This window comes from uncultured Aquimarina sp. (assembly GCF_947492115.1).
In the GTDB taxonomy this organism is placed as follows: Bacteria; Bacteroidota; Bacteroidia; order Flavobacteriales; family Flavobacteriaceae; genus Aquimarina.
On record NZ_CANLMM010000011.1, the window covers coordinates 100776 to 112825 of the forward strand.

At 33.9% G+C, this 12050-nt stretch carries 9 protein-coding genes; 8 read left to right on the forward strand and 1 reads right to left on the reverse strand.

Annotated elements, in window-relative coordinates:
• Positions 1–56 precede the first annotated feature (56 nt).
• The 7 genes from Q1A73_RS22645 (at position 57) to acs (ending at position 9444) form a co-directional block, all read left to right on the forward strand.
• On the forward strand, positions 57–476 hold the full coding sequence (locus Q1A73_RS22645) for a helix-turn-helix domain-containing protein (RefSeq protein ID WP_299610540.1): 420 nt from the start codon (positions 57–59) through the stop codon (positions 474–476).
• 110 nt (positions 477–586) lie between these two features.
• Complete coding sequence (locus Q1A73_RS22650) at positions 587–1819, forward strand: hypothetical protein (protein ID WP_299610542.1); 1233 nt, start codon at positions 587–589, stop codon at positions 1817–1819.
• Between the two features lie 11 nt (positions 1820–1830).
• The gene (locus Q1A73_RS22655) at positions 1831–2088 is read left to right on the forward strand and encodes a DUF4212 domain-containing protein (RefSeq protein ID WP_299610544.1); all 258 of its coding nucleotides are present in this window, start codon (positions 1831–1833) and stop codon (positions 2086–2088) included.
• A gap of 30 nt (positions 2089–2118) precedes the next feature.
• Positions 2119–3891 carry a sodium:solute symporter family protein gene (locus tag Q1A73_RS22660; RefSeq protein WP_299610546.1) on the forward strand — a complete coding sequence of 591 codons (1773 nt, stop codon included), beginning with the start codon at positions 2119–2121 and terminating at the stop codon, positions 3889–3891.
• A gap of 266 nt (positions 3892–4157) precedes the next feature.
• A complete protein-coding gene (locus Q1A73_RS22665; RefSeq protein ID WP_299610549.1) occupies positions 4158–6842 on the forward strand; it encodes an ATP-binding protein in 2685 nt (894 codons plus the stop codon).
• A gap of 27 nt (positions 6843–6869) precedes the next feature.
• Entirely contained in the window at positions 6870–7232 is a 363-nt protein-coding gene (locus Q1A73_RS22670) for a response regulator (protein WP_299610551.1), read from the forward strand.
• 304 nt (positions 7233–7536) lie between these two features.
• The gene (gene acs / locus Q1A73_RS22675; protein WP_299610553.1) at positions 7537–9444 is read left to right on the forward strand and encodes an acetate--CoA ligase; all 1908 of its coding nucleotides are present in this window, start codon (positions 7537–7539) and stop codon (positions 9442–9444) included.
• Between the two features lie 53 nt (positions 9445–9497).
• On the opposite strand, the gene Q1A73_RS22680 is transcribed toward acs, so the two are convergent.
• Positions 9498–10628: a M42 family metallopeptidase gene (locus Q1A73_RS22680; RefSeq protein ID WP_299610556.1), complete on the reverse strand. Its 1131-nt coding sequence runs from the start codon at positions 10626–10628 to the stop codon at positions 9498–9500.
• 106 nt (positions 10629–10734) lie between these two features.
• Between Q1A73_RS22680 and Q1A73_RS22685 the strand changes: the two genes are divergently transcribed.
• Complete coding sequence (locus tag Q1A73_RS22685) at positions 10735–11439, forward strand: DUF4294 domain-containing protein (RefSeq protein ID WP_299610559.1); 705 nt, start codon at positions 10735–10737, stop codon at positions 11437–11439.
• The last annotated feature ends 611 nt before the right edge of the window (positions 11440–12050 follow it).

Below are 12050 nucleotides of genomic sequence, written 5' to 3' on the forward strand. Positions count from 1 at the left end.
CAATTCATATATAAAATTTGTTGCTAAATTAATATATTTATGCTAAATAAATATATATGAAAATTACTTCTTGTCCAAACTGTAATTCTGAAGATTATATAAAAAGCGGGATTGTAAATAATAGGCAGCGATTTAAATGCAAATCTTGTGGTTATTACTTTTCGGTAAACAAAATTGGAAAGAAAATAGATGATTATTATGTTAACAAGGCTTTGCAGTTGTATTTAGAGGGATTGACGTATCGTGAAATAGAACGTATTCTCGGTATTTCACATGTAAGTATCTTGAATTGGGTTAAAAAATATAATATTAAACGGCCTTATAATTCAAACTATCATCCGACCTATAAAATTCTCAATGCTTCTGAGTTATCGGATTATTTTAAAGATGTACGAAACTTATCAGGTGCAGGGGTTATTGTAACTGAATTAGGAGATAAGTTTATGTTGATTAAATGGGAACGTTTTAGAGATTAGCTATAATAAATTAACATATAAATATATTAGTTTTTTCTTAACTACTAGATTTTAGGAGATTAGTATCGCGCACAAAATCAAATTATTACTAATCTAATCTTTTAAACTCTATGAGAAAACAACTAATCATACTGGTAGTTTCTATATTTCTTACACTCCAGTATACGTACTCTCAGGGTTCGCCAGATTATACTGGTGGACTGAAGGTAAAACTGAATGAAGATGGTACCAAATACTTTAGAATTATATCATGGGCTCAATTTTGGGCAAGATACCAAGATGAGGTTCCCGATGATGTAAGTAACACAAACATGAGCATTAGAAGAGCTCGTATTTTAACCTATGCTCAGATCAATAAAAGTTTTTTAATTCTTACTCATTTTGGACTTAATAGTTTGAATGCAAATAACCAAAGTCCTTTAGGGCGAGGAGAAGAGTCTCAGCTTTTTTTTCACGGAGTTTGGGGGCAATACAATCTAAACGCTAAGCATGCTATAGGAGCAGGGCTTCATTATTGGAACGGAATATCAAGACTTAATAATCAGAGCACTCTAAATATTATGACTCTTGATAATAATCGACAATCATGGGCAACGATAGGGTTGTCGGATCAATTTGCAAGACATATTGGTATTTATGCCAAAGGCGCTTTTGGAAAACTTCAGTATCGAGTATCTATTAATGAATCAGGAACTAATAATTTACAAGAGGCTACGGATCCAACTCCAGATGGTCCAGCAGTATATGCGGGTAGAAGATTACTAGGTTCTAAAGATGCAGGGAAAAACTTTGCAGGTTATTTCGATTATCACTTTTTTGATCAGGAGTCTAATTTCCTTCCATATAAAGTAGGTACCTATTTGGGAGGTAAAAAGGTTTTTAATGTAGGAGCTGGTTTTTTCTTTCATCCAGAAGGCAGTGTAGTAGCAAACGATACTAGAGAATTAGAAGGTGAAGATGTAGCTGTTTTTGCAGTAGACGCTTTTTATGATGCTCCTTTAGGAGAAAATGGATCAGCAATTACTGCTTATGCAACTTATCAAAATAATGATTACGGAAAAAACTTTACCTTAGGACAAACCTATGAAACAGGTTCCATGATCTACGGACATGTTGGTTATGTTATCCCCAATGACAATAAAAAAACCAAGTTTCAACCTTATGCTTCTTTTAACAGGAGATCGATAGATGCAATTGATGATAATGCCACAACTTTTGGAGTAGGTGCAAATGCTTATTTCAGTGGACATCATTCTAAAATTACTATTGAGTATTTAAATACAAAATACGGGGATAATGATGCGCAAAGTTTTGTTACCCTGCAAGCGATGATTTACTTATAAAATATAAAGTTATGACTGATAAACAAAAAGCTGTTGCCTATTGGAAACAAAACCTAAAGTACCTGATAGTTCTTCTTATTATTTGGTTTGTGGTCTCCTATGGAGCAGGAATACTCTTTAAAGACGAATTAAACAATATAAGATTAGGAGGATTTAAACTTGGTTTCTGGTTTGCTCAACAAGGTTCTATTTACACTTTTGTGATCCTCATCTTCGTTTATGTGCGATTGATGAATAAACTGGACAAAAAATATGGTTACGATGAGTAATCTTAATACTAACCAAAAAAATATATTATTATGAGCGTTCAAGTATGGACATGGATTTTAGTAGGGATTACGTTTGCCCTTTATTTCGGGATTGCTATATGGGCCAGAGCAGGTTCGACCAAAGATTTTTATGTAGCTGGTGGAGGTGTTTCTCCGCTTGCTAATGGGATGGCAACCGCAGCCGATTGGATGAGTGCAGCTTCGTTTATTTCTATGGCAGGCTTGATATCTTTTATGGGATATGATGGTTCTGTTTTTCTAATGGGATGGACTGGCGGTTATGTGTTATTAGCACTTTTGTTAGCTCCGTATCTCCGCAAGTTTGGAAAATTTACAGTTCCCGATTTCATAGGGGATAGATATTATTCAAATACCGCCAGAACTGTAGCAGTGATTTGTGCATTAATTGTATCATTCACCTACGTAGCTGGACAAATGAGAGGTGTAGGTATTGTGTTTTCTCAATTTTTGCAGGTTGATATTACTTTGGGAGTTATCATAGGAATGGCTGTGGTTTTAGTATTTGCCTTTTTGGGAGGAATGAAAGGAATCACGTATACACAAGTAGCTCAATATTGTGTATTGATTTTTGCCTTTATGGTTCCGGCATTTTTTATCTCTATGCAAATGACAGGAAATATCATTCCACAGATAGGAATGGGTGGTACAGTTGAAGACGGGACATATTTACTTGAGAAGTTAGATGCGTTGCATACTCAACTAGGTTTCAATGAGTATACCGATGGTTCAAAATCAACCTGGGACGTGTTCGCAATAACACTGGCCCTTATGGTAGGTACCGCTGGATTGCCTCATGTTATCGTACGTTTTTTTACAGTTCCTAAAGTAAAAGATGCTAGAAAATCAGCAGGGTTAGCCTTACTGTTTATTGCTATTCTGTATACTACGGCTCCGGCTATTGCAGTTTTTGCTAGAACTAATTTAATAGAAACGGTAAGTAATAATCCGTATAAAGAAGTTCCAGAATGGTTTAAAAACTGGGAAAATACTGGGCTTATTGCTTGGTCAGATAAAAATGGCGACGGGAAAATACAATATGTAAATGGAAGCGCTACAGAAGGTAAACCAAAGTACACTGGGGAAAGAGGCGTAAACGGCGAAAGATTGGTTTCCAATGCTAGTGGCTCTGAAAATGAGTTATATGTAGATAGAGATATTATGGTTTTAGCAAATCCAGAAATTGCAAATTTACCTAATTGGGTAGTAGCGCTAGTTGCTGCAGGTGGCTTAGCTGCCGCATTATCAACTGCAGCTGGTTTGTTATTGGTAATTTCTACTTCTATTTCTCATGATCTTATTAAAAAACAAATCAAGCCAAATATTTCTGAAAAAGGAGAACTTTTGGCTGCTAGAATTAGTATTCTATTTGCTATTATCATTGCAGGTTTGTTCGGGATATATCCTCCTGGTTTTGTGGCAGCTGTTGTGGCATTAGCATTTGGCTTGGCCGCAGCTTCATTCTTTCCAGCAATTATACTAGGTATTTTCGATAAACGCATGAACAGACAGGGCGCGGTAGCGGGAATGATTGTGGGAATCACCCTCATGTTAATTTACATGGTTGTATATAAAACAGGATTGATCGGTGTTATGGAACCTAGACCTAAAGAAGAATGGTGGTTTGGTACATCTCCAGAAGGTTTTGGTACTATTGCAATGATTGTAAATGTTGTCGTTTCTGTGATCGTTTCTAGAATAACTCCAGAACCTCCAAAAGTAGTACAAGAAATTGTTGAAGATATAAGAATCCCTAGTGGAGCTGGAGAAGCTTCGCATCATTAGATCTGATTTTAGTAGAATACGGTGCTATAATTTTAGTTATGGCACCGTTTTTTCCTAACTTTATAGAGTGAGTTCAAAAATGAAGAAAAGACATCAGCAAAAACTTATCATCCTTTCATTGGTGCTGTTTTTATTATGGAACGTTCCGTTGGTACTAATTTTTGACCATTCCGATGAAGTCTTCGGTTTCCCAATGATCTATTTTTTTATTTTCTTGATATGGATATTGGCAATTATCATTTCTTATATCATCTTACATAGGCACTATGAATAATTATCTTTTGATATCTATCATAATCGTCTATTTGACTTTTTTATTTCTAGTGGCCTTTTGGGCAGAGAAGAACTCAAAAAGCAAATGGGTTAATAATCCATACATTTATGTATTATCTCTAGCTGTATATTGTTCTGCTTGGACATATTACGGAAGTGTGGGGATTGCATCGCAATCAGGAATTAGTTTTCTTACTATTTATCTAGGCCCTGTGATATCTATTCCGTTATGGATTCTCGTAATGCGTAGGGTTATCAGAATTTCAAAGCAGCATAAGGTCTCTAGTATTGCAGATTTTATATCACTGCGATATGGTAATAATCGTTTTTTAGGTGCTTTAGTAACCATAATTTGTGTTTTTGCCATAGTACCATATATTTCGCTCCAGCTTAAAGCTATCTCCGAAACCTTTGAAATTATTACCGATGAGACTAGTTACAATTCTACATTAATTGTAGATGATTCTACTTTTTATATTGCGGTGCTTTTGGCAATTTTTGTTGCTTTTTTTGGAACGCAAGCAGCAGACGCATCTCAACATAGAAAAGGAATCATGACTACAGTAGCAGTAGAGTCTATTATGAAGTTAGTTTTTTTTCTTGTGATCGGGATTTACATCACCTTTTTTATGTTTGATGGTACAAAAGATATTTATGATCAAGCTTCTGCACTCGGGAATTTTGAGAAAATCACCTCTTTTAATGGGTTAGAATCTGGTTTTAACTGGATGTTTACGATCATGCTTTCCTTTTTTGCCATTTTCCTGCTTCCTAGACAATTTCACGTTGCAGTGGTCGAAAATGACAGAGAACGGTATTTAAAGAAAGCGATATGGATGTTTCCTTTATACCTCTTATTATTTAACATATTCGTGATTTTCATAGCATGGGCAGGAAATCTTAGTATTTCAGGAGAGGTAAATCATGATTACTATACCTTATTACTGCCATTGCAAAACGGAAATATTATCTTAGCATTATTGGTGTTTCTTGGAGGATTCTCTGCAGTGATATCAATGGTAGTTGTGTCGACTTTGGCATTATCCACCATGGTAAGTAATAACCTTATTATTCCCTATGGGTTTTTGGATAAATTTTTGAAAGGAGATCCTGAACAAAATGAGAAGTATATCAAAAATATTAGACGTATCTCAATATTTACCTTAATTATTGCGGCATACTTTTTCTATATCAACTTTTCATATGAATTGTCATTATATTCTATTGGTCTAATTTCATTCGCTGTGATAGCTCAATTAGCACCTTCTTTTTTTATGGGGCTTTTCTGGAATCGGGGTTCTGCAAGAGCAGTTAAAATTGGAATGATTGTAGGTGTTTTTATTGTAATATATACGTTAATCCTACCACTTATTGTTACTGTACTTACAGGAAATGACCTATTTGTAGAAAATGGATTATTCGGAATAGAACTTTTAAAGCCATATGCATTATTTGGTTTAGATTTTTTAGGGCCAGAAGCGCATTCCTTTTTTTGGAGTATGTTCTTTAATACATTAAGTTTTTTAATTATTTCCTTGCTGTCTAAAGGGAATTATAGAGAACGAAATTATGCGGAGATGTTTGTGAATAGCAGTAATTATGCGAATTTACAAGATGGTGCTTTTGTGTGGAAAGGAGAAGCTTTTATCTCTGATATAAGAAATATGTTGAATCGTTTTTTAGGAGAAGAACGAACGGAAAAAGCGCTGAACTTATTTTATTTGAAGTATGGAATCTCCAAAGAAGAAGAAATGGCTGATGCTAGATTGATTAAGTTTTCAGAAAAACTTTTAACAGGAACTATCGGTAGTGCTTCTGCACGTATATTGATAGGTAGCGTAGCTAAAGAAGAACCAGTAAGTTTGCTAGAAGTTCTAAAAATATTAGAAGAATCAAAAGAAACTATAGCAGTAAATAAAGCACTTCAGGAAAAGTCCGAAGAGCTTACAAGACTTACCGAAAAATTAAAAACAGCTAACGAAGAACTTTTAGAACAAGATAGAATAAAAGATGAATTTTTAGATACGATTGCTCATGAACTTAAAACTCCTGTCACTTCAATCAAGGCGGCTTCAGAGGTTTTAACAGATGATGATGATATGCCAGAGGATCTAAAAAGTAAGTTTTTAGAAAATATAGTTAAAGATTCAGATAGATTAACCAGATTAATACACAACATTTTAGATCTTGAAAAATTATCTAAAGGACAAGAGCATCTCGATATTGAATCTAGGGAGGTTGGTATAACGATAAATAAGGCGATTTATGGTGTTGAGCAGATTGCAAAAAACAAAGGAGTGGAGCTAATACATAATGATGGGTATCAAATACAGGCGAATTATGACGAAGATAGAATAATTCAGGTATTAACAAATTTGTTATCTAATGCGCTCAAGTTTTCAGATGAAAAAACAGGAAAGATAAAGGTGCAGGTCCGTCAAAAAAGACAAACCGTAGAAATTATAGTAGAAGATAACGGAAAAGGCATTCCAAAAGAGGAAATGAATTATATTTTTGATAAATTTTACCAATCAAAATATCAAAATATAAAAAAACCTGTAGGCAGCGGGTTGGGGTTGGCAATCAGTAAGAAAATTGTTGAAAGTCATAATGGAAAAATCTGGGTAGATAAAAAGTACAAAGAAGGTGCCCGTTTTTTATTTACCATACCCAAATGAGCAAACCTTAGGTGAATAGCTTAACATATGAAAAAGATTTTAATTGTAGATGATGAACCTAATATTGTAATGTCACTAGAATATACCTTTAAAAAGAAGAATTTTGAAGTGTTCATCGCTAGAGATGGAAGTGAAGCATTGCAGATAGCTAAAGAAGAGATTCCTGATATAGTATTGTTAGATATAATGATGCCCAATGTTGATGGTTATGAAACTTTAAAAGAGATAAAGAACAATAAAAACCTTAAGGATACCAAAGTTGTATTTCTTTCGGCAAAAAATAAAGCTACGGATATAGAAAAAGGTTTAAGTATGGGAGCTGACAAGTACCTTACCAAACCTTTCTCGGTAAAAAAATTGGTAGCAGAAATAAATGAATTGTTGAATTAACTTTTGATGTTGTGCGCAAACAACGAGGATTTAATTTAGATAAGTAAAAATGAAAATACGTTTAAAACCATTGGTATCTGATATATTTATTAGTGTTTACGTAGTAATCTCTTTGTTTCTTAGGTTTTTAGCGGAGATGAAAACACAAATAAGTGCAGCATTCTATAGTCATAGGATTTTGTTTTATAGTCATTTTATGGGTTTTGATACGATTAAAATTTTACAACCCAAATTGGTTCGGATTATTTACATTAAATGATTAAACAAATAAAAATTAATTTAAAGAATATAAAATATACCAACAATGAGTAATTATCACATAAAACATCTTGAAGAATATTATCAAGTTTATCGAAAATCTGTGCGTGATCCAGAAACTTTTTGGGCAGAAATAGCCGAAGAACACTTCATGTGGAAAAAGAAATGGGATAATGTATTAAGCTGGGATTTTACCAAACCTGAGGTTAAATGGTTTGAAGGGGCAAAGTTGAATATTACCGAAAATTGTATCGATCGACACCTTCAAAATAGGGGGCATAAAACAGCAATCCTCTTTGAGCCTAACGATCCGGAAGAAGATGCACAACACATTACATATAAACAGTTACATGAAAAAGTATGCAAGTTTGCTAATGTGTTGAAAGAGCAAGGAGTGCAAAAAGGAGATCGTGTTTGTATTTATCTACCGATGATTCCTGAGCTTGCAATATCGGTATTAGCCTGTGCACGTATAGGGGCTATTCATTCGGTAGTATTTGCTGGTTTTTCTGCTTTGGCATTATCCACGAGGATTAATGATTGTGAAGCAAAAATGGTGATTACCTCTGATGGTTCTTATAGAGGATCTAAAACGATAGATCTAAAAGGTATTGTGGATGATGCTTTAGAAAGTTGTCCTGGAGTAAGTTCTGTATTAGTAGCTAAAAGAATTAACTCTGATATACAAATGAAGAGTGATCGGGATCATTGGTTACAACCGTTACTTGACAAGGCTAATAAGGATTGTGTTCCTGAAGTTATGGATGCTGAAGATCCTTTGTTTATTCTGTATACATCAGGATCTACAGGAATGCCAAAAGGAATGTTGCATACGACTGCTGGATATATGGTGTATACGGCTTATACTTTTAAAAATGTGTTTCAGTATAGGGAGAATGATATTTATTGGTGTACCGCAGATATAGGTTGGATAACTGGTCATTCTTATATTGTGTATGGTCCTTTGGCAAATGGGGCAACTACAGTAATGTTCGAAGGAGTACCTTCTTATCCAGATTTTGGTAGATTTTGGGATATTGTTCAAAAGCATAAAGTCACTCAATTTTATACTGCGCCTACTGCAATTCGTGCTTTAGCGAAAGAAAACCTAGATTATGTGACCAACCATGATCTTTCTAGTTTAAAAGTATTAGGTACTGTTGGAGAACCCATTAATGAAGAAGCATGGCACTGGTATAATGATCATGTAGGCGAAAAGAAATCTCCAATTGTTGATACTTGGTGGCAAACTGAAACTGGAGGTATTATGATTTCACCAATTCCTTATTCCACACCAACCAAACCTACCTATGCAACATTACCAATGCCAGGAATACAACCAGCATTAATGGATGAGAATGGTTTAGAAATAAAGGGAAATCAGGTAGACGGGCGTCTTTGTATAAAATTTCCATGGCCGTCAATGGCAAGAACAATTTGGGGCAATCATCAACGTTATAAAGAGACCTATTTTTCTGCATTTGAGAATAAATATTTTACGGGAGATGGTGCATTAAGAGATGAGGTGGGATATTATAGAATAACAGGTAGAGTAGACGATGTGATCATTGTTTCTGGTCACAATTTGGGTACTGCTCCTATAGAAGATGCGATAAATGAACATCCCGCTGTTGCCGAATCTGCTATTGTTGGGTTTCCACATGATATAAAAGGAAATGCATTGTACGGCTATGTAATTCTAAAGGAAACAGGAGAAAATAGAGATCGGAACAATCTAAGCAAGGAGGTGAATCAACAAATTACAGAGCGGATTGGTCCTATCGCTAAACTGGATAAAATTCAGTTTGTACCAGGTCTTCCTAAAACTAGGAGTGGAAAAATTATGCGAAGAATTTTGAGAAAGATAGCATCCAAGGATACATCAAATCTTGGAGATACTAGCACGCTTTTAAATCCAGAAGTGGTTCAGGAAATTATGGACAAAGCTTTATAACAGGAATAGATAAAAAAAGAGCCTCGATAATTGAGGCTCTTTTTTTTAATGGATTATTTTTTTGATTTTGTTTTAGCTTTAGAAGCAACTGTCGGTGTTGCGAAATAACTAAAAGTTTCACCAGCTTGTATATTTAGAAGACTTTCGTAAATCAATCGGATTACGTTTTCTACATCATCTCGATGGACCATTTCTACTGTAGTATGCATGTAGCGAAGTGGTAAAGAAATTAAAGCTGAAGCTACACCTCCATTACTATAGGCAAATGCATCAGTATCTGTTCCTGTCATTCTACTAGAAGCCATTCGTTGAAACGGAATTTTTTTCTTCTCAGCTGTATCTATTAAGAGTTCCCTTAATCTATTCTGAACAGCAGGAGCATAAGAAATTACAGGGCCATCACCAATTTTGGTTTCACCTTGAGTCTTCTTGTCGATCATAGGTGTAGTAGTATCATGACAAACATCTGTAACAATAGCGACATCTGGTTGAATAGTATGGGTTATCATCTCTGCTCCTCTAAGACCAATTTCTTCCTGTACGGAATTAGTAATATAAAGACCAAAGTCTAGTTTGTCTTTATTCTCTTTGATTAATCTAGCAACTTCTGCAATCATAAAACCGCCCATTCTATTGTCTAAAGCACGACATACAAATTTATCCTTGTTTAGTATAAAAAACTCATCAGGATAAGTGATAACGCAACCTACATGTACACCTAGTTTTAGAACTTCTTCTTTGGTGTTACATCCTACATCTATACAAATGTTATTTAGTTTTGGAGGTTCCTCTTTAGTACGATTTCTTGTATGTATTGCAGGCCAACCAAACACACCTTGAACAATACCTTTTTTGGTATGTATGTTTACACGTTTAGAGGTAGCAATTTGATGATCACTTCCACCATTGCGGATTACATAAATAAGACCATTATCAGTTATGTAATTTACATACCAAGATATTTCGTCAGCATGGCCTTCTATTACCACTTTATATTTAGCTTTTGGATTTATAACTCCTACAGCAGTACCATAAGTATCTGTAATAAATTCATCAACATATGGTTTTAGATAGTCCATCCAAATTTTTTGTCCTTCCCATTCATAACCAGTAGGTGCTGCATTATTCAAATACTTTTCAAGAAAGGTCAAAGACTTTTTGTTTAGTATACTTTTTTTAGCCATTTAAATATTTTTGTTTTGTACGAAGTTAATAATATTCACAAAGATTTTACAGTTTGCTATGTGTTTATTGTTAATTTTGGAACGATTTTAGAAGCCTAAAAAGCATATGCAGAAAAATTTACTGTACATATTAGTTGTTTTTTTTCCGTTGACAATATTTTGTCAAAAGGAAATAGATTCTTTAAAAATTGATTCTACCAGCTATGTACAATATTATATTATAGAAGGAGATACTATTCCTCATGATGCAATTGATCTTGATGAGGTGGTCATATTAGGCAAATTAAAGTTTAAAGACAGATTGGCGAGAAGGAAATATCTAATTCTTAGACGTAAAACAAGAAAAGTTTATCCATATGCCAAACTAGCTTCTGATAGATTAATAGCCTTAAATCAAAGGTTAGAAAATATTGAGTCCAAAAGAGCTCGGAAAAAGTATATAAAAATACTTCAGAAGTATATGGAGGAAGAGTTTACAGCCGAGCTAAAAAAAATGACACGTACCGAAGGTCAAATATTGGTTAAGCTAATACATAGACAAACGGGAAAAACAATGTTTGACTTAGTAAAAGAATATCGGAGTGGATGGAAAGCATTTTGGTATAATAGTACGGCTAATCTTTTTAATATATCTCTTAAAGAAGAGTATGACCCTATTAATGTAGAAGAAGATTATTGGATTGAGGATATTTTACAAAGAAGTTTCCAATCTAATATCTTAGAAGAACAAAAGACTGCTTTAGATTTTAGTTTTTATGATTTAAGAAATAAATGGACGGATACTATTAGGACTACTAACCTAAAAAAGTAATTTTTTTAGTTTAAGTATATGTGTCGTATGAATCGTAATTATGAATACTCTTTTAATTGTCTTTCTAGAAATAATATAAGTTAATGTATAGTTAGGATGTTCTTAATACAAAGAATTGTTAGTTATTACATCTAAAAAAAAGGATTTTAAAAACTTTTTACTTTCTATCTTCATTAATTTTAGTATCTTCGCTTTCCAACTTTTTAAAAATCAGGTGTTTTACAAAAAGGTTAAAAAATAGTTGTATTTTTTTGTTGTGGAAATGAAAAAGGGTTGTATGTTTGCACCCGCAAAACGGAATAAGTTTTGAGAGTTCATTGAGAGAGTTTGTTTTTTTTGAAGGTGTTTTGGGAGAGTTTTTAGTTAGTAAAAACTTTTTTAAAAAAAAGTTCAAAAAAGTTTTGCGGGGAATAAAAAAGCGTTTTATATTTGCACCCGCTTTGAGAAACAAGCTAAGTTCATAAGCATAGAAATTATACTGGAGTAGGATAAAAGAGATTTTATTTTTAAGGTTCGATTCCTTGATAATTAGCGAATACAGCCAGCGATGAAGATTGTGTTGGGTTGTTGAAAAAGTTCATTGATATATTGATTGACAGCGCGTATTAATA